Source organism: Labrenzia sp. THAF35 (assembly GCF_009363595.1).
GTDB classification, from domain to species: domain Bacteria; phylum Pseudomonadota; class Alphaproteobacteria; order Rhizobiales; family Stappiaceae; genus Roseibium; species Roseibium algicola.
The window spans coordinates 178,874-202,388 of the sequence record NZ_CP045381.1 but is presented as its reverse complement, the minus strand read 5'-3'; the positions used below and the strand labels follow the sequence as shown (position 1 = coordinate 202,388).

23 protein-coding genes are annotated in these 23,515 nt (G+C 59.6%); 11 read left to right on the top strand and 12 right to left on the bottom strand.

The window, feature by feature from the left end; translation table 11 throughout:
• Positions 1 to 49: 49 nt before the first annotated feature.
• Together FIU93_RS29275 and FIU93_RS29270 are read left to right on the top strand one after the other, a co-directional pair.
• The gene (locus FIU93_RS29275; protein ID WP_152508003.1) at positions 50 to 526 is read left to right on the top strand and encodes a VOC family protein; all 477 of its coding nucleotides are present in this window, start codon (positions 50 to 52) and stop codon (positions 524 to 526) included.
• 25 nt (positions 527 to 551) lie between these two features.
• Complete coding sequence (locus tag FIU93_RS29270) at positions 552 to 1,445, top strand: alpha/beta hydrolase (RefSeq protein ID WP_173017455.1); 894 nt, start codon at positions 552 to 554, stop codon at positions 1,443 to 1,445.
• Positions 1,446 to 1,451: 6 nt separating this feature from the next.
• Here the strand turns inward: FIU93_RS29270 and FIU93_RS29265 are convergent, their stop codons facing one another.
• The 10 genes from FIU93_RS29265 to FIU93_RS29220 all read right to left on the bottom strand — a co-directional run bounded on the left by FIU93_RS29265 (position 1,452) and on the right by FIU93_RS29220 (position 10,637).
• Complete coding sequence (locus FIU93_RS29265) at positions 1,452 to 1,901, bottom strand: deaminase (protein ID WP_152507860.1); 450 nt, start codon at positions 1,899 to 1,901, stop codon at positions 1,452 to 1,454.
• A gap of 10 nt (positions 1,902 to 1,911) precedes the next feature.
• Complete coding sequence (locus FIU93_RS29260; protein ID WP_152507859.1) at positions 1,912 to 3,348, bottom strand: aldehyde dehydrogenase family protein; 1,437 nt, start codon at positions 3,346 to 3,348, stop codon at positions 1,912 to 1,914.
• A 13-nt stretch (positions 3,349 to 3,361) separates the two neighbouring features.
• Positions 3,362 to 4,225, bottom strand: a complete 864-nt coding sequence (locus FIU93_RS29255; RefSeq protein WP_152507858.1) for a dihydrodipicolinate synthase family protein — start codon at positions 4,223 to 4,225, stop codon at positions 3,362 to 3,364.
• The gene (locus tag FIU93_RS29250) at positions 4,222 to 4,569 is read right to left on the bottom strand and encodes a ferredoxin family protein (protein WP_152507857.1); all 348 of its coding nucleotides are present in this window, start codon (positions 4,567 to 4,569) and stop codon (positions 4,222 to 4,224) included. The genes FIU93_RS29255 and FIU93_RS29250 overlap by 4 nt, the downstream gene beginning before the upstream one ends.
• Before the next feature lie 14 nt (positions 4,570 to 4,583).
• A complete protein-coding gene (locus tag FIU93_RS29245) occupies positions 4,584 to 5,360 on the bottom strand; it encodes an enoyl-CoA hydratase-related protein (protein ID WP_152507856.1) in 777 nt (258 codons plus the stop codon).
• Entirely contained in the window at positions 5,357 to 6,466 is a 1,110-nt protein-coding gene (locus FIU93_RS29240; protein WP_286202475.1) for a CoA transferase, read from the bottom strand. The genes FIU93_RS29245 and FIU93_RS29240 overlap by 4 nt, the downstream gene beginning before the upstream one ends.
• Positions 6,467 to 6,537: 71 nt before the next feature.
• Positions 6,538 to 7,905 carry an FAD-dependent oxidoreductase gene (locus FIU93_RS29235; RefSeq protein ID WP_152507854.1) on the bottom strand — a complete coding sequence of 456 codons (1,368 nt, stop codon included), beginning with the start codon at positions 7,903 to 7,905 and terminating at the stop codon, positions 6,538 to 6,540.
• A 77-nt stretch (positions 7,906 to 7,982) separates the two neighbouring features.
• Complete coding sequence (locus tag FIU93_RS29230) at positions 7,983 to 8,792, bottom strand: ABC transporter permease (RefSeq protein WP_023001409.1); 810 nt, start codon at positions 8,790 to 8,792, stop codon at positions 7,983 to 7,985.
• The gene (locus FIU93_RS29225) at positions 8,792 to 9,589 is read right to left on the bottom strand and encodes an ABC transporter ATP-binding protein (protein WP_055660967.1); all 798 of its coding nucleotides are present in this window, start codon (positions 9,587 to 9,589) and stop codon (positions 8,792 to 8,794) included. The genes FIU93_RS29230 and FIU93_RS29225 overlap by 1 nt, the downstream gene beginning before the upstream one ends.
• 4 nt (positions 9,590 to 9,593) lie before the next feature.
• Entirely contained in the window at positions 9,594 to 10,637 is a 1,044-nt protein-coding gene (locus FIU93_RS29220) for an ABC transporter substrate-binding protein (RefSeq protein ID WP_031269507.1), read from the bottom strand.
• A 182-nt stretch (positions 10,638 to 10,819) separates the two neighbouring features.
• Here FIU93_RS29220 and FIU93_RS29215 point away from each other — a divergent pair, with 182 nt between their 5' ends.
• From FIU93_RS29215 to FIU93_RS29180, 8 genes are all read left to right on the top strand, one after another.
• The gene (locus FIU93_RS29215) at positions 10,820 to 11,725 is read left to right on the top strand and encodes a LysR family transcriptional regulator (protein ID WP_055660965.1); all 906 of its coding nucleotides are present in this window, start codon (positions 10,820 to 10,822) and stop codon (positions 11,723 to 11,725) included.
• Between the two features lie 168 nt (positions 11,726 to 11,893).
• Positions 11,894 to 12,823, top strand: coding sequence for a winged helix-turn-helix transcriptional regulator (locus FIU93_RS29210; protein ID WP_023001413.1), 930 nt, complete (start codon positions 11,894 to 11,896; stop codon positions 12,821 to 12,823).
• A 151-nt stretch (positions 12,824 to 12,974) separates the two neighbouring features.
• On the top strand, positions 12,975 to 14,486 hold the full coding sequence (locus FIU93_RS29205) for an alpha-N-arabinofuranosidase (RefSeq protein ID WP_023001414.1): 1,512 nt from the start codon (positions 12,975 to 12,977) through the stop codon (positions 14,484 to 14,486).
• A 13-nt stretch (positions 14,487 to 14,499) separates the two neighbouring features.
• Positions 14,500 to 15,570 (top strand): ABC transporter ATP-binding protein, encoded by a 1,071-nt coding sequence (locus tag FIU93_RS29200; RefSeq protein ID WP_152507853.1) that lies wholly within the window; start codon positions 14,500 to 14,502, stop codon positions 15,568 to 15,570.
• A 74-nt stretch (positions 15,571 to 15,644) separates the two neighbouring features.
• On the top strand, positions 15,645 to 16,916 hold the full coding sequence (locus FIU93_RS29195; RefSeq protein ID WP_152507852.1) for an extracellular solute-binding protein: 1,272 nt from the start codon (positions 15,645 to 15,647) through the stop codon (positions 16,914 to 16,916).
• Between the two features lie 90 nt (positions 16,917 to 17,006).
• Positions 17,007 to 17,888, top strand: a complete 882-nt coding sequence (locus tag FIU93_RS29190) for a sugar ABC transporter permease (protein ID WP_152508002.1) — start codon at positions 17,007 to 17,009, stop codon at positions 17,886 to 17,888.
• On the top strand, positions 17,885 to 18,712 hold the full coding sequence (locus FIU93_RS29185; protein ID WP_023001418.1) for a carbohydrate ABC transporter permease: 828 nt from the start codon (positions 17,885 to 17,887) through the stop codon (positions 18,710 to 18,712). The genes FIU93_RS29190 and FIU93_RS29185 overlap by 4 nt, the downstream gene beginning before the upstream one ends.
• 202 nt (positions 18,713 to 18,914) lie before the next feature.
• On the top strand, positions 18,915 to 20,909 hold the full coding sequence (locus FIU93_RS29180; protein ID WP_152507851.1) for an alkaline phosphatase family protein: 1,995 nt from the start codon (positions 18,915 to 18,917) through the stop codon (positions 20,907 to 20,909).
• Positions 20,910 to 20,932: 23 nt separating this feature from the next.
• Here the strand turns inward: FIU93_RS29180 and FIU93_RS29175 are convergent, their stop codons facing one another.
• Together FIU93_RS29175 and FIU93_RS29170 are read right to left on the bottom strand one after the other, a co-directional pair.
• Positions 20,933 to 21,553, bottom strand: coding sequence for a LysE family translocator (locus FIU93_RS29175; RefSeq protein WP_286202472.1), 621 nt, complete (start codon positions 21,551 to 21,553; stop codon positions 20,933 to 20,935).
• A 2-nt stretch (positions 21,554 to 21,555) separates the two neighbouring features.
• The gene (locus FIU93_RS29170) at positions 21,556 to 22,437 is read right to left on the bottom strand and encodes a DMT family transporter (protein WP_286202471.1); all 882 of its coding nucleotides are present in this window, start codon (positions 22,435 to 22,437) and stop codon (positions 21,556 to 21,558) included.
• A 141-nt stretch (positions 22,438 to 22,578) separates the two neighbouring features.
• Between FIU93_RS29170 and FIU93_RS29165 the strand changes: the two genes are divergently transcribed.
• Positions 22,579 to 23,472, top strand: coding sequence for a LysR substrate-binding domain-containing protein (locus tag FIU93_RS29165; RefSeq protein ID WP_152507848.1), 894 nt, complete (start codon positions 22,579 to 22,581; stop codon positions 23,470 to 23,472).
• Positions 23,473 to 23,515 lie beyond the last annotated feature (43 nt).

Genomic DNA, 23,515 nt, shown 5'->3' with positions numbered 1-23,515 from the left:
TAGAGCCATCCGGGGCGACGGTATAACTCCAGGACTGGAAACAATGTCGATTGCAAAGAACACGATTTGCCTCTGGTACGAAAAAGACGCCGAGGCCGCGGCACGATTTTACGCTGAAACCTTTCCAGACAGTGCCCTGAAAGCCGTCAACCACGCCCCTGGCGACTATCCTTCCGGGAAAGAGGGCGACGTTCTGACCGTGGAATTTACCGTGCTGGGCATTCCTTGTCTCGGCCTGAACGGCGGTCCCACATTCAAGCACAGCGAAGCGTTCTCTTTCCAGGTTTCGACCGAGGATCAGGAAGAAACAGACCGTTACTGGAACGCCATTGTCGACAATGGCGGCGAGGAAAGCGCCTGCGGATGGTGCAGGGACAAATGGGGCATTTCCTGGCAGATCACGCCGCGCACGCTGATGGAAGCCCTGGCTGCCGGTGGCGGCGAAGCAAAGCGCGCCTTTGGCGCAATGATGGAGATGAAGAAAATCGACGTGGCAGCCATCGATGCGGCCCGCCGGGGCGACTGACCGTACCCGAATGGCCGGAGATTTCGTGAACCAGCCCTGTAATTTCGAGAAATCCGATATGAAGAAATCACTATTAGGTGCAGCTGCAACGTTGCTGATCACAAGCCTTGCGCAGGCAGACACGGTTACCGTGAACGGTCACGACGTCTATTACGAAGTTCACGGAGACCTGGAGACCGGCGAAACGCCGGTTCTCCTCCTTCACGGCGGCATGCAGAGTATCGCCTCAAGCTTTGGCGCCTTCATCCCTGAACTTGTCGAGGACCGGCCAGTGATTGGCGTCGAGCAGCAGGGGCACGGACACACGCCTCTGAATAACGAACCAATCACCCTGGAGACCATGCGCATTGATACCATCGGTGTGCTTGATGCCCTGTCAGTGGAAAAGGTTCATGTCGTCGGGTTCTCGGCGGGTGGCATGCTGGGACTTGACCTTGCGGTCAACATGCCGAACAGACTGGCCTCTCTGACAAGCATTTCCGGCAGCGCCTCGCCAGACGGCTTTGTGCCCGGCATCATCCGAATGCAGAAGGACCCGGACTATGTGCCGCCGGCCGAAGTTCTGGCGATGATGCCGAGCGAAGAGGAATTTGCGGAGATGTTCGCCGAGATTGCGGCCGTGAACCCGGGAGGTGCCGAGGCCGCGCCGGTGACGATGCAAAAAATGAGCAGGTTCATAACCACGGACTGGGGATGGACAGAGCAACAGGTCGCGGCAATTCCCGTGCCGTCGCTGATCATGAACGGTGACAACGACTTCATCCTGGCAGAGCATGCGCTCTATCTGTCAAAAACCATTCCCGACGCCCGCCTGGCAATCCTGCCCGGAACCACGCATATGAACATTCTGAAACAACCAGAACTCAAACCGACGATCAGAAAATTCATCAATGACATGGATAGCCAAGCCGGCGAATGAGGTTTCCTACAGCAATAGCCGAATACCAGCTTCCTTGAGCATGATCTCGGAAACCTCAAAACTGTGATCGAGCTTGCCATCATGCGATGGTCTGGGCGGGCATTCCACACAGGACAGCCCGCTTTGAATGATCGCTCTCGCGCAGTCCGCACAGGGAAACCGGTTGACGTAGAGGGTGCAACCGGCAAGCGCTACACCGGCGCGGGCTGCGTTGTAGATCGCATTGCGTTCGGCGTGTTCCACCCAGAAGAACTTTTCACCGCTCGGGCGATCGAGACGGGTTTCGTCCGTTCCGGAGACCCCGCGCGGCAGGCCGTTGTAACCTGTCGCGCGGATTTCCTGGCCAGGCCCGACAATGACTGCGCCCACCTTGAAGTCGCGATCTTCAGACCATTGTGCGATGTGATCGCACAGCCCGAGAAACCGGTTGCGCCATTTGCCGGATTTGCTGTCCAATGTGCTTCTCCTAGCCTGCAAACAGGTAGCTGGTCTTGACCGTGGTGAAGAATTCCGCCGCGTAGCGGCCCTGTTCACGTGGTCCAAAAGACGATCCCCTGGTGCCGCCGAAGGGAACGTGAAAATCAACACCGGCGGTCGGCAGGTTGACCATCACCATACCGGCCCTGACACGCCGCTTGAAGTCGCGGGCATGTTTCAGGCTTGTGGTGCAGATACCGGCTGACAGGCCGAATTCGGTGTCGTTTGCAACTGTAATGGCTTCCTCGAAGTCGGCCACCTTGATGACGGATCCACAGGGACCGAAAATCTCTTCCCGGTTGATGCGCATGGAATTGGTCGTCTCGAGAAACAGTGCCGGGGCCTGAAAATAGCCGGGCACGGCAAGTTCGAGCCGCTCGCCGCCAATCACCTTTGCGCCTTCTTTCCGGGCGAGGTCCACATAGGCAAGGTTCGAAGAGAGCTGTTTTTCGTCGACCACCGGTCCAATCTGGGTAGCGGGATCAAGCGCATCCCCGACCTTCAAGGCCAGCATTGCTGTTTGCAGTTTCTCAACGAAAGCGTCGTGAATTCCCGCCTGCACGATCATGCGCGAGGACGCGGTGCAGCGTTGGCCGGTGGAAAAGAACGTCCCGTTCAGGCATGCGGAAACGGCGACATCCAGATCGGCGTCATCCAGCACCACCATCGGGTTCTTGCCACCCATTTCAAGCTGGCACTTGCGTTTAAGCCGTCCGCACACTTCGGCAATATGGCTTCCCGTGGCAACGGACCCGGTGAAGGAAACCGCATCGACATCCGGATGGGTGACGATGGCCTCGCCAACAACAGAACCGCGCCCCATGACCAGGTTGAAGACACCGGGCGGACAGCCGCATTCATCCAGCAGCGTTGCGATCACATGAGCGCAGCCCGGCGTCAGGTCCGCCGGTTTCAAAACGACGCAATTGCCATAGGCCAGCGCAGGTGCTGCCTTCCAGGCGGGAATGGCGATGGGAAAGTTCCACGGGGTGATCAGGCCGATCACACCGACCGGCTCACGCGTAACCTCAACGTCGATATCGGGCCGCACGGAGGCCTGCATATCGCCGGTCACGCGCAACGCTTCACCGGCAAAGAACTTGAAAACCTGGGCGGCGCGCATGGTTTCACCGATGCCTTCCGCCAGCGTCTTGCCTTCCTCGCGCGACAGCAGGCGGCCATATTCTTCGGCCCGTTCCGCCAACTTTCGCCCAACCGCTTCCAGCAGATCATGGCGGGTCTGCGGCGTTGCCGTTGCCCAGCCCGGCGCGGCCTTGCGCGCTGCCGTGACGGCGGCATCGACATCGTCAACGCTTCCCTGGGCATAAAGGCCAACGACGTCATCGGTGTTCGAAGGATTGCGGTTTTCGGAATAGGTGTTGGAAGGCAGCCATTTGCCGCCGATCAGATTATCGTGCTTTGTCATTGGAATTCCGGTTTCAAAGGGTTTCGGCAATGCGGTCGAGAGACCCGCATGCGGCATCGTCCAGTTGTTGAAAGGGAGGCAGGACGCGGTTCCAGGCACTTTCATCAGCGCGCCGGCCGACAAGATATTTGACCGCAGGCACCAGCGGGTGGGCAGCAATGTCCGCCCGTATGCTGGCGACCCGGCCAGCCACTGCCTTGTCTGCAGGATCCTGCAGGAGCCGCGCACAAAGGGGCGCGCTGATGTTCACGGTGGCGGAAATGCACCCTGCGAACCCGGCTCCAGGGCCTTCCGCGAGTGCCGTTTCAGAACTTGGGAACACCTTCAGGTCTGGCAGCCGCCGGACAAGCTCCCGGCAATAGTCGAGATCGCCGGAAGAATCCTTGATACCCGTGAACCTTTTCGGATGGGCTTTTGCCAGACGCTCGACGACATCCGCCGGTATCTTCAAGCCCGTCATCTGTGGGAAATTATAGAAATAGATCTCGATCGGTGTCGCGCCGAGTGCCCGGTCCAGCGCTTCGTACCAGGCAACCAGCCCCTCTTCGGTGACAGGCTTGTAGTAGAACGGCGGCAGGACCAGCGCGACGCCATAGCCCATGTCGGCAGCTGCGCGCGTGAGGTCCAGCGTGTCCTCAAGGGACGTGAGACCCGTGCCGACCATAAGACGGCTTGTATCAAAGGCCTCGGCCGCCCAGGCCATCACTTGCTTGCGCTGGGCCAGACCTAGAGAATTTGCCTCACCGGTCGTACCCAGGATGTTCAGGGCATCGCACCCGTTGGCCATCGCCCAGGTGCAATGTTCCAGAAAGGTATCTTTCACCGGTGCGCCATGCGCATCGAGCGGTGTCGGTACCGCCGCAACTATCCCCTTCATGTCGTCTGTTCCTCAAAATCGCGTTTGAAAAAATCCCGCACCGCAGGGTGGTCCCGGAAAGGCGTATCGCCCCTGGTCCAGCCACCTGGCGAAACCAGCCCTCCGTTCGGACCCTGGAACACATCCTTGTTGATCTCGATGAACGCCCGGTCCGCACCGGTCACCTCGTCGTCGTAGCGGATCGCGTCGACCGGGCAGATGCTCTCGCACATGCCGCATTCGATGCATTCTTCGGGGTGGATGTAGAACATCCGCTCGCCTTCATAGATGCAGTCGACCGGACAGGACGTGGTGCAGATCCCGTCCTTCACATCAATGCATTCGCTCTTGATGATCAGCGCCATCTTGATCTCTCAACTCATTTGCCTTGCCAGACCGGCGCGCGCTTTTCCCGGAACGCCCGAACCCCTTCGAGGGAATCTTCTGACGTGAGGGCGGCGATCAGTTCGGGAGACCGCACGGCCTGTGCCTGGTCGGGCGGCATTTCACCGGTTTCGCGTACCGTGGCCTTGATCGCCTGCACGCAAAGCGGCGCACTTGCCAGAATGTCGGCAATCCAGCGGTCCACTTCCGCATCGAGTTCGTCCTGCGGCACGACGGCATTGACGAGCCCGTAGCGCTCCATCTCCACCGCGCTTGCCATCCGGCCGGTCATCATCAGTCCGACAGCGATATTGCGGGGGACAAGACGCTGAAGCAGTGTCATCCCGCCTGCCAGTGGAAGGTTGCCCACCTTTGCTTCGGGCAGGCCGAACCTGGCCTTATCGCTGGCAATCACGATGTCGCAGCCGAGAACCATTTCCATGCCGCCGCCGAGCGCAAGACCGTTGACGCGGGCAATCACCGGCACCTTCAAGGAGCGCCTCAGGGCGATGCCTCCGAACCCAAGCGGGTTTGCGGACGCCCAATATTCAAGCCCACTCAGTCCGTTATTATCCTTCAGGTCCGCACCGGCGGAAAAGGCACGTTCACCCGAACCGGTCAACACCACGCAGCGCACGGTCGGATCGGCTTCGATCTTCCGCCAGATGGTTTCCAGCTCGTCCGAAGTTGCCCTGTCGACCGCGTTCATGCGCTCCGGGCGGTCGATGACAACCCGGGCGACATGGTTTTCGAGGGTGAAAAGGACACTCATTCCGCCGCCCCTGCCACCTGTTGCAGGCCGAACTCCGCAATGACTTCGTCGGTGTGTTCGCCCAGGCGCGGCGGCGCGTGCCGCAGTTTCAGGGGGGCTTCACTCAAGTGCACGGGTGACCCCACGACCCTCAAGGGGCCAAGGACCGGATGGTCGAAATCCAGCAGCATGCCGTTGATGGCGGTCTGCGGGTCTTCGAGTGCCTCTCCGAGCGCCCGCACGGGTGCGCAAAGCAGATCCTGCTCTTCCAGCCTGGCGATCCAGTGCGCCGTCGTGTCCGTTGCGAAGACAGCCCGAAACCGGTCCTGCAGATAGGGCTTGTTGGCACGCTGGCTGGCGAGGTCCGGATAGGTGGGTGAAAGGTCCTCGATGCCAAGCGCGGTGCAGATGTCGCGCAACGGATTAGCCTTGAAGGCACCGACCACCACCAGAGCACCGTCAGTGGTGTCGAAGACACCGGTCAAGGGCATGGCGGCCCAGTTCAGCACTTCGCGGTGCTTGGTCCACTGTGCGGCTTCCTGCATCTGCATCGCGATCATGGAATCGTAGAGCGAAACGGAGACCCTCTGGCCGCGACCGGTCTTCGTCCGTGCCAGCAAGGCCGCCAGAATGCCCTGAACCAGGTGCATGCCTGCCGTATAGTCGCACAAGGTGGTGGGATAGATGGACCGCTCGATAGACGGGTCAGCGGTCTTTTCCATGACACCGCTCATCGCCTGGGCCAGAACGTCCTGCCCGCCCTTGTGGGCATAGGGGCCCTTCTCGCCAAAGCCCGTTCCGGATGCACAGATGATGCGGGGATTGATCGCCTGGAGCGCCTCATAGCCGAAGCCCAGACGGTCCATGACACCGGCGCGGAAATTGTCTACGACCACGTCCGCGTTGCGCACCAGATCGTACACCATCTGCTTGCCCTCATCGGACTTGGTGTCGATCTCGACAGACCGCTTGTTACGGTTCAGCGACGAGAAGACGGCGTTGTTCATGCCCTCTTCCGACCGCACGTCGAAGAAGTGCCGCGACAGGTCGCCTGCACCGGGGCGCTCGATCTTGATGACGTCCGCACCGAAGTCGGCCAGCATCTGGGTTGCACATGGCCCCAGCATGACCTGGGTGAAGTCCAGAATGCGGACACCGGAGAGTGGGAAAGCTTGGGTATTCACGTTTGTTATCCTTTTTATTCTGCCGCGACGGTGCCTTCGACGAGCGCATTTGCTGATGGGATGTCGCCGGGGTCGGCGCCCTGGGCACGCATGCGTTTCTGGATCGTGGCAACGTCGGCGTCGCGCAGTGCACAGTTCTGTTCCAGAGCGACCGCAACGGCGACGCCCGCGGCTTCGCCCTGCGCCATGCACGGCGGTATTTCCCGCGAAAGCTTCTGGGCTTCGCTCTCAACCGAGTAGTGGCGGCCAGCAACGATCATGTTGTCGATGCCCTTGGGCAGCAGGGCCCTGTAAGGCGTGTAGTAGTCCCTGCCCCGGCAGACGCTGTCGGAGAAATGACGGCGGGAGCGCACGTCATCGCGGGTGACCACATATTCGCCCTGCAACAGACGGGTCTGGCGAATGCCGAGTTGTTCCGCGGCACCCAGCATCTTGGCGTTTTCGAAACCGGGCAGATTGGCGCGCACGAAGGCGAGCAGCTTCATCATGCGCTCGCGGCCTTCGACTTCCGCCGCCAGCATGTGTTCCGGCGACAGGCCGTCATACCCCGGCATGTGCGGGCAATTGCACCAGACGATGCCCGGCAGCGGCGTCTTCAGCCACCACATGCCCCAGGCTCCACCGATCACCCGGCGCACCTGACGGTCCAGGGCCTTGTATTCTTCCGGATTTTCGAACTCGAAGGCTTCCGCCTTGTCCGTGTCGACGTCGCACAGGCGGAACACGGTTGTAACGATGTACTGTCCGGTCTGGAAAGACGCCCCTGCGGAGGATGCAACATCCAGATCGCCGCTGGCATCGATCACCATCTTCGCCTTGATCGCCTGACGGCCAAGCTTGGTCTGGCAGATCACTCCGGTCACACGGCCGTCTTCCACCATTGCTTCGGAAAACCACGAATGCAGGCGCAAATTGACACCTGCCTCACGAGCCAGGTCGAGGCTCACCCGTTTCCAGCAATCGGGGTCGAAGGCAACTGCGTGAATGATCGGCTGAGGCATGCCGGTCTTGTGAAAATCGATGCAGCCCCAACGGGACCACTTCTTCCACATTTCCCAGTTGGTCAGGCAATCTTCCGGCGGCGGAAAAACTGCGCCATCCTGAGCCGACATCCGGTCGACGAATTCGTTGACGATGCCCGTCGTGACAATTTCGTTGCCCTCGTTGACCATATCATCGAGCACCAGAACCATTCCGCCGGAGGCCATGCCGCCAAGGTGGTGGTAACGCTCGAGCAGGGTCACCGAGCAGCCGTTTCTGGAAGCCGATACGGCGGCACTCAGGCCGGCGGGGCCACCGCCGATGACAACCACGTCGCAGTCTGCGACGACCGGAACCTGCTCATTGCGGGTCAAGGAAATCTGCGTTGTGTTGGTGCTCATTTCGGCGCACTCCTCCCGTTGGGCCGCCAAGCGACGGCCCGGTTTCAGTTCAGATTTTCGTTTGGTTCAGATCCGCTTCACCACCGCACGATCATGCGTTCGGCAATGGAAACAGCGGCAAACATCAGCACCGACAGGCCCGACGACAGGAAGACTGTCGCGTAGAGCAAGGCGGAGCGGAAATTGAACGTGGCATCGATGATCAACGCACCCAGCCCGACATCCGCGCCAACCCATTCCCCGACGATGGCGCCGATGACACAGGTGGTGGCTGCGATCTTCAGTGCCGAAAACAGGAACGGCAGCGAAGACGGCAGGCGGATCTTCCAGAACACTTCCGACTTGGAGGCGGACAGGATCCGTGCCAACTCCAGCGCCTGAGGGCTGACCGACTGCAGGCCGCGTACCATATTGACCAGTGTCGGGAAGAAACAGATCAGGGCAGCGATGACGACCTTTGCGGTCAGTCCGGCTCCGAAGATCAGAACCAGGATCGGGGCAATGGCCAGGATCGGAATGGTGTTGATGAACACCGCGATCGGGAAGAACGCCCGCTCCACCATCCGGCTGTGCACGAAGGCGATCGCGATCAGCACTGCAGCCACGTTGCCGACGACAAAGCCGAGCACGCTTTCGAACAGTGTTGGCCAGAAGTTCCGCATCAACTGCGGAAATTCGGTCACCAGCGTTGTTGCGACTTCGCTCGGAGCCGGGGCGATGTAGCTCGGCACTCCAAAGGCCCGGACGCCGATTTCCCAGGTGGCGATCAGGCCGACCGCAGTCAGCACCGGGGTCGCGACAGCAGTCAGCCGTGCCCTGCGCGCCATGGCCTTTTCGGCAGCGTCATCATCCACCGGCATGCCCATCGTTTCGTCGACGGCAGTCATCAGCACGCCTCCAGAAGTTTGCGCAAATGCGCGGAGTATCGGGTGAATTCCGCCGTATCCCGCAACTCGGTGGTGCGCGGATATGGCAGATCGATATCGACGATCTCGTGCAGGCGGCCCGGATGCGCCTTGAGCATCAGCACCTTCTGCCCCAGAAAGACCGCTTCCGGGATCGAGTGGGTTACGAACAGGATCGTCACGCCGGTTTCCTCCCAGACCTTCAGAAGCTGAAGGTTCAGGTGGTCGCGGGTCATCTCGTCGAGCGCACCGAAGGGCTCGTCCATCAGCAACAGCTTCGGTTTGCAGACCAGTGCACGGGCAATCGCCACACGCTGGCGCATGCCTCCGGAAAGCTCGTGCGGCAGTGCGTGTTCGCGGCCCTTGAGCCCGACGAGCTCAAGCAGTTCCATCGGCGACTTGTCGCTGACGGGGATCTGGATCCCGCGGCTCTGCCCCATTTCCAGGGGCAGCTGGACGTTCTCCAAGGCCGTGCGCCAGGGCAGCAGCGTCGCGTCCTGAAACACGAAGGCAAATTCCCGTGCCAGACGGGCAGCCTCGGTCGTCTTGCCGAAGATCGACACGTCCCCGGATGCAGGCGGGATGAGATCAGACACCAGCCGGAGCAAGGTCGACTTGCCACACCCCGACGGACCAAGGATGGAATAGAAGGCTCCCGCCTCGATCTCCAGGCTGATGTCCTGGATCGCGGTGAACTGACCGAACTTGACCCAGGCATTGCGCAGGCTGGCTGCAGGCACCAATGTGCCTGCGTCCAGATTTTCCAATACCGCTTCCATGGCCTTAACCGACCTTCGGGCGGCTGTCTGCGGTGCTCTCCAGGACCGACAGCGTCATCACATCGTCGACGGCAGGCGCCCCGTTCGCGAATTGCTCGAGATTTTCGTAAGTCTCGATCTGGGCCTGCCAGTTTTCGCGGGTCATGGTGCCCCAGCCGTTTTCGGCGGTCTTTTCGTTGAAGGAATATCCGACCACCAGCGGCACCGCCTTCAGTTCGCTTTCCCTGTCCAGGTTCGGCAGGCGCTCGACCAGATAGTTGACGGCTTCTTCCTGGTTCTCACGAACCCAGCCCCAGCCGCGCGAGATGGCGCGGATCATGGCCTGCACCTTGTCGCCATGCTCGTTCAGCACCGTGTCCGTGGTGTAGAAGGGGTTGGCATAAAGCTGGATGCCGGCATCCCACAGGGACATGTCGACACGCTGGTCCCCTAGGATCGAAAGCGCGTTGACGTTTGTCTTCCAGCCGGTAATCGCATCGACCTGCCCCGTCAGCAGCGGCGCCATGTCACTGCCGATGACCTTCAGTTCAACCTGATCCTCGGATATGCCGTTCTTGGCCAGAAGCGCGCGGAACAGGATCCGTCCGGTCGCCTGAGTGCCGATGGTCTTGCCGATCATGTCCTGCGGTGTCTTGATCGGGTTCTTCTTGAGCGAGAAATACGTGTAGGGATGCTGCTGGTAACCGGCGGCAATACATTTCACCGGAATGCCCGCCGAGCGCGCCAACATGAGAGAGGGGCTGGAAGACACCTGGCCGAGATTGGACCGCCCGGAAGCGACGGACGCCACACCATCGACATTCGGCCCCCCCGGCACGATTTCGAATTCAAGACCTTCTTCCGCAAAATAGCCCAGCTTGTCGGCCGCGATTTCTCCCAGGTTGCCGTTACCGGCCAGCCAGCCGAGCTGCATGGAAACCTTGAAGGTGTCCTGAGCAAAGCCTGGGACGATATTCACAAGTGTTCCGGCGCCTGCCAGACCAGCGCCCGCGGCCATGGTCTTGAGCATCGAGCGGCGGTTCAATCCATTCGAGAATAGGTATGACATACTGTTGGTCCCCCTCATTTGAGATTGGGCGGTTTGTGGCCGACTGTTCCCCTTGCCGACTTCACAGTGAACTCTAACGGGAAGATGCACGGTGCAAAAAGTGCAAAAACATGCTAACGGTGATGCATAAAATGCACCGCACTTTGTGATGCACTGTTTGCCACTCTGTCCGGGGGGACATCGTGCATTCGAATTTTCTGCGTTATTTCGACGAAGTCGCCCGCCAGGGCTCCATCCGCAAGGCATCTGCGGTTTTGAACGTGTCTTCCACCACGGTGAACCGGAAGATCATCAGCACCGAGAACGAGATGGGTGTTCGCCTGTTCGAGCGCACCCCCGAAGGCGTGACGCTGACCGATGCGGGGGCCATCGTCCTGGAACACTGCCGCAAGACGCTGCAGGATTATGAACGCACCCGCACCATGCTGGACGATATCCGCGACCTTCGGTCCGGGCACCTCAACATTGCCGCCATCGATTCCGTAACCTACGGCCTGTTGCCCCGTATCCTGCTCGACTTCAACCGGATCTATCCGCAGGTCACCTATTCGATCACCACCGCGCAGCCGGACGAGATCATCACCGCTGTCGCGGGCGGGATCGCCGATATCGGCATTACCTTCACCTTCGATCTGCATCCAAACGTTCGGGTTATTTCCGACAAGACCGCGCCGATCGGCATCATCATGCGATCCGACCATCCCTTCGCAGGCCGAACTAACCTTGCCATAGAGGAACTCTCCGGCCAGAAAATGGTGCGCACCGTGGATGCGCGCGGCCGCAATTCCATCATCGATCAGGCAATCTCGGGCATGTCCTCTGCGCTCTCGACCAACTGTTTTACCGACACCTTGCACGTGGCAAAACAGATGATCCTGGCCGGCCGAGGCCTCGGCCTTTACACCAAGATCGGTTTCATTGACGAAATCGACCAGGGCATTCTCCGCTTCGTGCCCTTGATGCATGACATCCTGTCCAACCTGCGCATTGGTGTCGTCATGTCCGCCTCTTCCGGCATCTCGCCGCCCGAACGGTTGCTCGGCAACGAAATCAAGCGCGCCCTCACCCAGCTCCGGCTGGATTCCTGAGTTTGCAAGAACACTGCCTCTCGGCTGAAGACCTGTTGTCCGTGAACTGCACTCTGTCTGCCGTATGGTTCAAATCGACATTGAGAACCGGCGCAGTGAAACAGCAATTGTAATTATCGAAAAAAGCGATACAAATAGCTGTTCCAGATTTACAGCCGGGAACAACCCATGCGCGCAAATTTTCTGATCGTCGATCCCGTCAAGGACAAGATCGCCATGAAGGCGATCGCTTCCCAGCCTCGCCTGCACCTGTTGCAGGAGCTGGTACGGACACCCGGGATGAACATCAACGCGCTTTCGGAAGCTTCCGGCATGCCGCAATCCTCCGTCTCCACCCACATCCAGGTTCTGGAAGAAGCTGGCCTGGTGCGAACGGAAGTGCAGCGGGCGAAGAAGGGCAGCCAGAAGACGACCTTCGCCATCTACGATGAGATCATCCTGGCCTTCCGCTCGTCGGAAGAACGCATCGAGCCGAACCAGATCGAAGTATCGATGCCGCTCGGCCTTTACACCAACAGCCTCGTCACTGCTCCTTGCGGCATCTGCTCGACCGAAGGGATCATTGGCCTTCTCGATGTGCCGGAAACTTTCATGGATCCGGAGCGGATGAAAACGGCTTTGTTGTGGTTTACCAGTGGCTTCGTCGAATATCAGTTCCCAAACAATGCCAAGCTGACTGGCAAGCAGATCGACGGTCTGGACGTGGTGATGGAGGTGAGTTCCGAGGTGCCGGGCACCATGAGCAACTGGCCCTCCGACATCGTCCTGTCGATCAACGGCAAGGAAATCGGCGTCTGGACGTCCCCGGGTGATTTCGGCGACAAGCGCGGGGCCTACACACCCGACTGGTGGAAGCTTTCCGGTTCGCAATACGGCATGCTGAAGACCTGGAGCGTCGGCAGGAACGGCACCTTCGTGGACGGTCACAAGATCTCCGATATCAAGACAGAAGACCTCCAGCTCGACGAACACCGGTCGGTTCGGTTGAAGATCGAGGTAAAGGCCGAAGGACGGCACCCGGGCGGAATCAACGTCTTCGGCCGCGGTTTCGGCAATTACGATCAGGACATTATTTTGCGGCTGCACACCCGCAATTGACCGAAACTGCACTTGAAAAGACGTGGGGACATTCACTTCTGGTTGCACCGCAACAACATTGTCCAGTTGACAATTTTCGCCAAGCTCGCATTCTTATCAGAAATAAAGATTCATATCGATTTATTCGATATATATTTCTGGGAGAATGCGAATGAAGGCACGCGTCACCGTGCATCGGGATTTCCGAATCAGTTCCATCGATGAGCGGCTTTATTCCGCATTCATTGAACACATGGGACGGGCGATCTATTCCGGCATTTATGAACCTGACCATCCGCAGGCCGATGCCAACGGCTTTCGCAAGGACGTGCTGAAATTCGTACAGGACCTCAGGATCCCGGCCATTCGTTACCCGGGCGGCAACTTCGTTTCCGCCTACAACTGGGAAGATGGTATCGGCCCGAAGGACAAGCGCCCCGTCCGCCTCGATCTTGCCTGGCGCAGCAAGGAAACCAACCAGGTCGGCATTGACGATTTCGCAATCTGGGCGGAACAGGCCGGCATCGAGATGATGCTGGCCGTCAACCTGGGTTCGCGTGGTCTGGAAGAGGCACGCAACTTCCTGGAATATGTGAATTTTCCCGGAGGCACCCAATGGTCCGACCTGCGCCGTTCCAATGGCCGCGAGGATCCCTACGGGGTCAAGATGTGGTGCCTCGGCAACGAAATGGACGGCCCCTGGCAGATCGGCCACAAGGTCGCCACGGAATACGGCCGGCTGGCCAACGAGACGGCCAAGGCGTTCAAAGGCTTCGACCCGACGATCGAGGCAGTCGTCTGCGGCAGTTCAAACGACCGCATGCCCACCTATCCCGAATGGGAACGCGAAGTCCTGGAAGAGTGCTACGAGAACGTCGACTACATCTCGCTGCACAAGTATTTCGGCAACAAGAGCAAGGACACGCTCAACTACTTCGGCAAGATCGAGGAAACCGGCCGCTACATCCAGACCATTGGCGGTGTCATCGATTACGTGAAGTCCAAGAAGCGTGCGAAGAACGACGTCCATATCTGCTTCGACGAGTGGAATGTGTGGTACCACATCCGCGAGGACGACAGCCGCCGCATCAAGGAATGGGACTGGCCGGAAGCACCCCCGCTGCTTGAGGAGAACTACAACTTCGAGGACGCCCTCTTCGTCGCCGGCCTGCTCAACGAGTTCATCCGCCGCTCCGACCGTGTGCGTATTGCCTGCATTGCCCAGCTGGTCAACGTAATCGCCCCTATCCGGGCGGAAAAGGGCGGGCCCGCCTGGCGTCAGACCATCTATTACCCCTATCAGTTCGCGTCTCTTTACGGCCGCGGTGATGCACTGAACGTTGCTGTGGATGCACCTACCTACGACTGCTCCGTTGCCGACGACGTCTGCTACCTCGACGTTGCCGGGGTACACGACAAGGCAGCAGGCACACTGACGCTTTTCGTCCTGAACCGGCATCTGACCGAAACGGCCGATCTCGACGTGTCCTTGACGGGTTTCGGCTCGCCGTCCCTGGCCGAACATCTGTCCATGGAAGGCTACGGCCTCAATGACACCAACGGTCCGGACAAGCCGGACAACGTGGTTCCCGGCAAGGGGACAGGTGTTGGCGTGGAGGATGGTCAGCTCAAGGGCAAGCTTGCGCCGCTTTCCTATCATGTCCTGCGGTTGAGCGTCGGCTGAGGGGATCCATGCAATGGGGGTTCAGCTTCGCAACATACGCAAGGTCTTCGGCCCGGTCGGGGTGATCCATGATGTCAGCATGGACATTCCGACGGGTGAATTCGCGGTCTTTGTCGGTCCTTCCGGTTGCGGAAAATCGACATTGCTGAGGATGATCGCAGGCCTCGAGGACACAAGCGGCGGCAAGATCTCGATCGAAGGCACCGATGTGACCTGGCAGGAACCGGCCAAACGCGGCGTTGCCATGGTCTTCCAGTCCTATGCGCTTTATCCGCATCTTTCCGTCTTCGAGAACATGGCCTTTTCCATGCGTCTGAAGCGGGCGCCGAAACAGGACGTGCACGACAAGGTGATGGAGGCGGCCCGCATCCTCCAGCTTGAGGAACAGCTGCAGAAGAAGCCGTCTCAACTCTCCGGAGGCCAGCGTCAGCGGGTTGCGATCGGACGGGCGATCGTGCGCCAGCCCAAGGTGTTTTTGTTTGATGAGCCTCTGTCGAACCTGGATGCGGAATTGCGCGTCCAGATGCGGCTGGAACTTGCCCGGCTGCACAAGCAGATCGGCGCGACGATGATCTATGTCACCCACGATCAGGTCGAGGCCATGACACTGGCCGACCGGATCTTCGTCCTGAAACAGGGCGTCGTGCAGCAGGCCGGAAAGCCGCTTGATCTCTACGACGACCCCGACAACAAATTCGTCGCCGGTTTCATCGGATCGCCGGCCATGAACTTTCTGCCGGCAATAGTGCTCGGCCGGGAAGGCGACTGCCTGCGCATTGCCATCAACGGAACGGACGCAGTCCTGCTGGCGAAAGTTTCCGGCGATCTTCCGGCCGACAGCCGGGTCACCGTCGGATTGCGTCCGGAACACCTGACCAGCGCGGACACGGGCATTCCCGTGACCGTGGAAATGGCGGAGGACCTGGGAGGTGTTTCCTACCTGCACACGCATATGCCGGACGGCCGCGAGATCGTCGTTGAATGGCGCGGCAGCCGCCATGCCGGGGGCGGTGAAGCAATCAAGCTCACCTGCACGCCGGAACAGGTTCTGGTCTTCAACGAGCAGGACCAGCGTATTCGGTAGACCTGCTGTCTGCCTGGTACCTTTGAACCGGCCTTGATGGGAAATGCCGGTTTTTCATACGGGAGGAAGAGTCGATGAAATACCTTAAGACACTTCTGGCAGCGGGGGCGATGAGCCTTGCCAGCCTGCCGGCATTTGCCCAGCAGGACATCACCTGGTGGGACTTTCTGAGCGGTGGTGACGGCGTTCGCATGAAAGCGTTGATCGCACGCTTCAACGAAGAGCATCCGGACATCAAGATCAACGGAACCACTCTGGAATGGGGCGTGCCCTTCTACACCAAGGTGCGCACTTCCGTTGCCGTTGGCCAGGGCCCGGACGTGATGACCTATCACCTGTCGCGCATGCCGCTCGGGCTTGAGGAAAATGTGCTGGACGTGATCAGTGATGACGATCTTGCCGCCGCCGGTCTCAGCAAGGATGACTTCTTCCCGGCAGCCATTGCCGCCGCGAGCGATGCGGACGGCAAGCTCCACGCAGTGCCGTTCGATATCCACGCGATCGTGCTCTACGTAAACAAGAGTTATTTCGAAGGATCCCGCTTCCTTGATGACCAGGGCAACCTGACCGGCATTGAAAGCCTCGCCGATTTCGAGGAAGCGCTTGCGCTTGCCAAGGAAAACGGCTCCGAAGCGCCCGTTTCCTACGCAACGGGTGACGACGGCGGCACCTACCGGGTCTTCTTCACCCTGCTCAAGCAGCAAGGCGGCGAGCTGATCACCGATGGCGAGGTTCTGGCAGGCGACAATCTGGACAAGGCCGCCAATGCCATCGAAATCATGACCAACTGGCACAAGCAGGGCTGGCAGCCGGAGCAGGCCGAATACGAAGCCTCGGTTGCGTTGTTCACGTCCGGCAAGGCCGCTTTTCACATGAACGGCGTCTGGGAAGTGCCGACCATGGTCGACATGGCGGAAAAGGGAACGCTCGGGTTCGACTGGGGTGCGGTACAAATTCCGACGCTGCTTGGAACCACGGCCACCTGGGCGGATTCCCACGCCTTCGCCATTCCTCAGGGAACGGAAATGAGCCCGGAAAAACGCGCGGCGGTGATGACCGCAATCGGCTGGATGGAGAAGAACTCGATCTCCTGGGCCGGGGCAGGACATATTCCAGCCTACAAGCCTGTCGCGACCAGCGATGAATTCGGGGAAATGGAACCGAACGCCACCTATTCGTCACTCGCCGAAACCGCGGCCTACGACCCAAGGTCGCCGATCGCAGGGGTGGCCTCGCCTGTCTATGATGCAGCCATCAACATCATCTCGCCCGCCATGCATGGCTATCTGGAGCCTGCACAGGCAGCACAGCAGATGAAAGACGAGCTTCAGTCGAAGCTTCAATAGACGAAGGCTTTGCCCGGGACGCCTGCCGCACGCACACCATATGCGGCAGGCGTCTCCTGCGGCGAGAAAAGGACGATTACTCAAGTGGCCATGATTACCAACCGGCGCAGGGAAGTGGCGGTCGCAATGACGCTCATCGCGCCCTTTGCCTTGACCTTCGTGCTGGTCTTTCTCTATCCGACGATCCGGATGATCGAGCTGAGCTTCACCAACGCGCCCCTGATCGGTCCGGGGGAATGGGTCGGCCTTGCCAATTTCAAACGGCTGCTTACCGACAACCTCTTCTATACATCTCTGAAGAACAACGGTTATTTCGTTCTCCTGACCGTCGTTCCGACGACCGCACTGGCCCTTGCCATTGCAATGATGATCACGCGCCTCAAGGGGCCGCTTCAGGCGCTGATCCTCGCGCTTTTCTTTCTTCCCTACATTCTGCCCGTGTCGGTGGTGACGCAAATCTGGGCCTGGATGCTGGACTTCCAGTTTGGGGTGCTGCAGCCGGTGTTCGCGTTCTTTACCGGCAAACCGGTACCGGTCTTCAAGAACCCCTATTGGGTCATGCCGACGGTCGCCACGGTGACTATCTGGTGGACCAATGGCTTCAACGTGCTTCTGTTCATCGCGGGCCTTCGAAACATCTCCAGCGACTACTATGAAGCAGCGGCACTGGACGGGGCGACACGCTGGCAACTGTTCACCAAGGTCACCTGGCCCCTGCTCTGGCCGGTAACCGCCCTTGTCCTGACCCTTCAGTTGATCCTGCAGCTCAAGATCTTCGACCAGATCTACCTGTTGTCGTCCGGTGGGCCGTTCAATTCGTCCTACGTTCTGCTTCTGATGGTCTACCGGGAAGCCTTCCAGTTGAACCACGGCGGCTATGCTTCTGCCATCGCCCTTGTTCTGTTTGTGCTGATCGTGGTCGTGTCGGTGCTGCAGTTTCAGTTGCTGCGCGCGGGAGGGAACAAGCAATGAAGACCCGCAAACTGGAAAACTGGGTTCTGGGCATCGGCAGCCTCTTGGCGGCGGCCATCTGGATCTTCCCTCTCTACTGGGCGTTCATCACCTCGATCCGCACCGAGGAAAGGGTCGTCAGCGAAGGCGCGGGTGTCATTCCGGACGAGTTCAACCTGACCTCCTACATCGACGTTCTGTTCGATACCAAGCTGCTCAACTGGTACTGGAACTCCATCGGCACATCCGTGATCATCACGCTGGTTGTCATTGTCTCCGGCATGATGTGCGCCTATGCCATCTCCCAGATGCGCTTTCCCGGCCGGAGGCTGCTTTACGGCGTGGTGCTCGCCAGTTTCATGGTGCCCTCGCAGGCGCTTGTGGTGACGCAGTTCATCCTGATGAACGACATGGGCCTGATAAACACCTGGGCCGGCATCATCCTGCCGCAGCTCATCGTTCCGGTGGTGATCATCGTCTACAAGCAGTTCTTTGACGCCGTACCGAAGGAAATGCGCGAGGCCGTCGTCCTGGATGGCGGCGGTGACTATACGCTGCTGTTCAGGATCTACCTGCCGCTCAACTGGGGCATCACGACCGCTCTGGCAATCATCACCTTCATCATGGCCTGGAACCAGTTTCTCTGGCCTTTCCTCGTCATCACAACGGAGAACCAGATGACGATCCCGGTCGGGATCACCCAGGTGAACGATGCCTTTGGCGTCTATTACGCCCGTCTGATGTCCGTCGCGCTTCTGGGTGCCATGCCCGTCGCCGTTGCCTATCTGATCTTCCAGAAGAAGGTGACGGAAGCCGTCATGATCTCCTCGGGCGTGAAAGGCTGAAACCTGCCCTTTCGGGAGCATTTCTTCTTCCGGTTTCCTGAAACTCTTCAGCCCCGCGAACAATGTCGCGGGGCAATCGGTCTTCTGCAGGCACTTGGATGCGGGCACTGCAGTTCATATGTCTACGTCGACAAGATCAGAATGACGAAGACAGTTGAGCACTCACACCGTGTGTGTTTGGCAGACGGATGAGGAGTTCAGAATGACAGTTGGAGCCGGTCTCCCGATCGTCCTGGCGGGACCGATCCTGCGCCATGTCACGGCGAACAACGTTAGCGTCTGGCTCGCCACATCCCGACATTGCGATGTTCGATTTGAGTTTTTCCCCGAAGCACAGCCGGACCTTAACCAGACATATGAAACCGGCGACCAGGACTGGCAGGTTCTGAAGGCGGGAGAGAGCCTCTATTATCATCTCGTCGATATCGAACTGGGCACTTCGCTCCCCATCGATGTCCTGATTTCCTATCGCCTGAGCGTCAAGCCGACTGGTGAAGCAGGGACAGCGTGGCAGGATCACACGGTTTGGGCGCCCGATCTCTGCTATCCGGGACGTGACCTGCCCTGTTTCAAGGTGCCGGACCGTATCACCTCCCTGTTTCACGGGTCCTGCCGCAAGCCGCATGCGCGAACCCCTGACGGCCTTGCCGGAGCCGACCTTGTCCTGAGGCAGGCCCTCGGCCCTGAGGGCGAAACCACAGCCAGCAGTCCCGCCTTGCCATCGCTGCTCGTGATGAGCGGTGACCAGGTTTATGCCGACGACGTTGCCGGACCGATGTTGCAGGCAATCAGCCTGCTTGTCGAAAAACTGGGCCTGCCGGACGAACCGCTGGACGGCGTTGAGCCTGACCTGCCGGCGTCGGGCAACGAACTGCGGAATGTCGGCAACCTGCTCTATCACCGCGATACGCTTCTGCCCCGGGTCTACAAGAACAAGACCGTGTTCGACGTCCTGTTCGGAGGCACCGAAAAACCGGTTTTCACAACCCAGCACGCCCGCAACCACCTCGTCACACTTGGCGAAATGCTGGTCATGTATCTGTTGGTCTGGTCGCCGGCGTCCTGGCAAGGCATGCCGGAGCTGAAAGCGCCGGAAGGCCTGGAGGCCAAGGACGCGGAGATGTACGCAGAAGAGACGGTAACGCTAAAGGATTTCCGGGCTGATCTGCCTGCCTGCAGACGGGTCATGGCGCATCTTCCGACGGCAATGATTTTTGATGATCACGACATCACCGACGACTGGAACCTGTCGCTTGCGTGGGAGCAGGCCGCTTACAGCCACCCCTTGTCGCGCCGGGTTATCGGCAATGCGTTGGTCGCTTATGCTCTGAACCAGGCCTGGGGAAACCGGGCACGCACGATCGGTCCGGACATTCTTCCGCCCGTGCAGGCCGCCCTTGCCGATCCCGGTTCCGAGGCGCATGAGACCGCGATCACCACGCTGCTGGAGTACGAGGAGTGGGACTACCAGTGGCAGACGTCCCCGCCGTTGATCGTTCTGGACACGCGTACGCGGCGCTGGCGGTCAGAACGCAATGCGCATAATCCGTCTGGCCTTCTGGACTGGGAAGCGGCCACCGACCTTCAGACCCACCTGAAAGGCAAGGACGCCGTTCTGCTTGTGTCCGCTGCCCCGATCTTCGGCGTCAAGCTGATCGAAACGGTGCAGAAGATGTTCACGCTGGCCGGCAAGCCGCTGACTGTCGACGCGGAATACTGGATGGCGCATTCGGGAACCGCCAGTGCGATCCTGAATGTGTTCGGTCACCGCGGCACCCCCCAGCACTTCGTCATCCTCTCCGGCGATGTGCACTACTCGTTCGTCTATGACGTCGAACTGCGCCAGACCGCACCGAGCCTGTCCGGTGCAACCGACGACGGTCCGAAGATCTGGCAGATCTGCAGCAGCGGGATAAAGAACAAATGGCCGGACAAGCTGATCAAGATTCTGGATCGCGGCAACCGATGGGCTTTTTCACCCCGTTCGCCGCTGAACTGGTTCACCAAGCGCCGTGGTATGCGTGTCATTCCGCGCAAACCCGTTGGAACGCCACATGGCCGCCGGATCCTGAACGCGTCGGGGATCGGCCTTGTGGAGCTGGACGAGACAGGCGCGCCCATCGACATTAACCAGGTTCTGCCGGACGGTTCGCTGGTGTCGTTTGAACGCCGTGAAGCCGAAGCCCGGGACGACTGACCGTTCCGGCGGACGGTGCTGCTTCAGCGCGTTACCGCCATCAAGGCGCTTCCACCGATCATGAACCCACCCCCGGCATAGCCCATGCGGCGCCGGGCGAGGCGTGTCTGAAAAAGTTTGCGCGCACGCGCGGCGATCAACGCATAGCCCGCCAGAAGCACCATGACGACAACGCTCGAGGTCAGCGTCAGCACAACGAGTTGAACCGTCATGTCCGCGGTCGGGTCAATGAATTGGGCGAGGAAGGCCATGTAAAAGACGATCGCCTTGGGATTGAAGATAGCCGTCAGGGTACCTGCCCAGAAGCTGCCCCACGCAGACCCTGTGCGTACGCCCGGTTCAAGGGAAACGCTGTCGCGATGTGCCTCCCTGATCTGGCTGTACCCCAGCCAGGCGAGATAGACGACGCCTGTCCATTTCACGATCTGGAACAGCACCGTGGACGCGGCCAGAATGGCGCCGACACCTGCGAAGGAAAGGCCTGTCAGAACGATACTTCCGACAACGTCGCCGAGAATGCACATCACAGCAGCGGTTTTGCCGCGCATCAAGGTTTGCCCGACAACCAGCATGACACTCGGACCCGGAATGATGGTCAGAACGATACAAGCGAGTGTGTAGGCAAGCCAGGTTTCCAGAGACACGTTCAACTCTCCCTTGGGGTCAGGCAGCGGCGGGTTGCGGCAAGAGGCAGTGAGGCGAGGAGCGCGGCACACCCGATGAGGAGTATGCCGACCAGATCTGCCCTGTCTGGCATATCCGCGAAGATGACGACACCCCAAACCACCGCGAAAACGAGATAACCATTGTCGAAAAGCCCGATCAGTGGCGCCGGTGCCAACTGATAGGCAAATGCCACTGCCACCGTAATGAAGGCAAGCAGCAGACCCAGCAGGATCAGAAGACCCCAGGCAGCAGTTGAAAGAGCTGGCCAGGCGCTCAGCAGGAACCCTGCCCCGGCAGGGACGGAAAAGAGATGAAGCCCCAGCACATAGGCACCGCCCACCAAGGCAAGCACCAGGTTCAGGTTGAACGCCATTGCCAGCGGTGCCTCCTTCCGGCACCTGGCCGACGTGACGACCGCCGCAAGCGCATAAAAGAAGCCTGCCAGCAAGGGCAAGACCATTGCCGCAGACATGTCATCAATTCCCGGCCGCAGGAGCATGACAACTCCCGCCATCCCGAGGACAATTGAAACCGTGCCTTTTGCACCGACGGGCCTTCCCTGAAAGACAGATGTCAGAATGGCCATCCACAGGGGCGCGGTGTAATAGCAGGCTGCCGCAAGTGACAGCGGCATCAGCGGCAATGCGGCGTAGTAACAGCCCCACATCAGCGCAAGGCAAACGCTGCGCGTCCAGACCCAGGCGTTTGCCGCAAGAAGGGGCTGCGATGGGCGCCCTTTGTACGCGAATGCCAGCCCAAGCAGAATGGCTGCGACGAATGAGCGGACCAGAAGCAACTGCCCAAGCGCGATACTGCCGCTGTTCAGTTTGACCAAGGCGTCGGACAAGGACAGCAACAGCACTGCTCCGGTAATCGAAATGATCCCGGCAAGGAGCGATCCAGCTTGTTGTTTCAGCAGAAATAAAGATATCATTTCAGCATGGAAGCATGTCTCTTATCTTTGTAAAAATGAGAAATTTCGAGAAATACATGACTGAAACGCATGCATAAGGACGACCTCTCACTGGCCCGCCTGAAACCGTTCGAGGCTGCTGCGCGATATGAAAGTTTCACACGCGCGGCCGATGAACTCGGCCTGACCCAGACGGCCATCAGCCGGCAAATTGGTCAGCTTGAAGAGGAACTGGGTGTCCGTCTGTTCGAGCGGCGCAACCGCGCGGTGTTCCTGACCGAGGAAGGAAAACGCCTGGGCCAGGTTGTCGGAGAAGCACTCAGGGCAATCCGCACGGAAGTTGCCGCCATCCGCGGGACAGGCGATCCAGATACCATCGTCCTGCGATGCCAGCTTTGCGAAGCCTTCTACTGGCTAATGCCGCGTCTCTCTGGTTTCCATGCGGCACATCCTGAAATCCAGCTTCAACTGGTCAGCGCATTGGAACCCCTGACGGAAGCTCGCGAACCATTTGACGTCGCCCTTCAGACCACCGGGCGGGCGGCCGGAGCGGCACGGTTGGTGTTCACGGCATCCGACGAGATCTTCCCGGTCTGCGCTCCGGCACTCTTGAAGGACGTTTCGTTGCCGCTGACACCGCAAGAGGTCTCCACCTTGCCGCTCCTGTCTCACCGTGTGGTGCCACAGGACTGGTTCGACTGGCCGGACTGGTTCGAAGCTGTCGGCGTTCCGCGATCCGCCCACAAGAAGGTCATCTATTTCGACAGTTACCCGCTTGTTCTTCAGGCCGCCGTTGCCGGTCAGGGTGTTGCCCTCGGCTGGAAGCGCACGGTGGACGGCCTGGTCGACGAAGGCAAGTTGCGCTCCATCTCTGATGTTGCCCTGAAGAGGCCAAGCGAGATCTCGGTTTACCGAGGCACCAAACAGTCGCGGCACAATGCCGTCGACCAGTTGATCGCCTGGCTCCGCGCAGAGCTGGCGTAACTCGTTGATATCATTCGAAAAACCTAGTTTGGCCAGACCAATA

Bases quoted from the DNA above. Each gene is read 5' to 3' on its own strand.
- FIU93_RS29250 (WP_152507857.1), bottom strand. From the start codon at position 4,569: ATGGCGCTGATCATCAAGAGCGAATGCATTGATGTGAAGGACGGGATC.
- FIU93_RS29260 (WP_152507859.1), bottom strand. From the start codon at position 3,348: ATGACAAAGCACGATAATCTGATCGGCGGCAAATGGCTGCCTTCCAAC.
- FIU93_RS29225 (WP_055660967.1), bottom strand. From the start codon at position 9,589: ATGGAAGCGGTATTGGAAAATCTGGACGCAGGCACATTGGTGCCTGCA.
- FIU93_RS29245 (WP_152507856.1), bottom strand. From the start codon at position 5,360: ATGAGTGTCCTTTTCACCCTCGAAAACCATGTCGCCCGGGTTGTCATC.
- FIU93_RS29195 (WP_152507852.1), top strand. From the start codon at position 15,645: ATGAAATACCTTAAGACACTTCTGGCAGCGGGGGCGATGAGCCTTGCC.
- FIU93_RS29185 (WP_023001418.1), top strand. From the start codon at position 17,885: ATGAAGACCCGCAAACTGGAAAACTGGGTTCTGGGCATCGGCAGCCTC.
- FIU93_RS29255 (WP_152507858.1), bottom strand. From the start codon at position 4,225: ATGAAGGGGATAGTTGCGGCGGTACCGACACCGCTCGATGCGCATGGC.
- FIU93_RS29165 (WP_152507848.1), top strand. From the start codon at position 22,579: ATGCATAAGGACGACCTCTCACTGGCCCGCCTGAAACCGTTCGAGGCT.
- FIU93_RS29180 (WP_152507851.1), top strand. From the start codon at position 18,915: ATGACAGTTGGAGCCGGTCTCCCGATCGTCCTGGCGGGACCGATCCTG.
- FIU93_RS29235 (WP_152507854.1), bottom strand. From the start codon at position 7,905: ATGAGCACCAACACAACGCAGATTTCCTTGACCCGCAATGAGCAGGTT.
- FIU93_RS29200 (WP_152507853.1), top strand. From the start codon at position 14,500: ATGGGGGTTCAGCTTCGCAACATACGCAAGGTCTTCGGCCCGGTCGGG.
- FIU93_RS29240 (WP_286202475.1), bottom strand. From the start codon at position 6,466: ATGCTGGGGCCATGTGCAACCCAGATGCTGGCCGACTTCGGTGCGGAC.
- FIU93_RS29205 (WP_023001414.1), top strand. From the start codon at position 12,975: ATGAAGGCACGCGTCACCGTGCATCGGGATTTCCGAATCAGTTCCATC.
- FIU93_RS29220 (WP_031269507.1), bottom strand. From the start codon at position 10,637: ATGTCATACCTATTCTCGAATGGATTGAACCGCCGCTCGATGCTCAAG.
- FIU93_RS29230 (WP_023001409.1), bottom strand. From the start codon at position 8,792: ATGACTGCCGTCGACGAAACGATGGGCATGCCGGTGGATGATGACGCT.
- FIU93_RS29190 (WP_152508002.1), top strand. From the start codon at position 17,007: ATGATTACCAACCGGCGCAGGGAAGTGGCGGTCGCAATGACGCTCATC.
- FIU93_RS29210 (WP_023001413.1), top strand. From the start codon at position 11,894: ATGCGCGCAAATTTTCTGATCGTCGATCCCGTCAAGGACAAGATCGCC.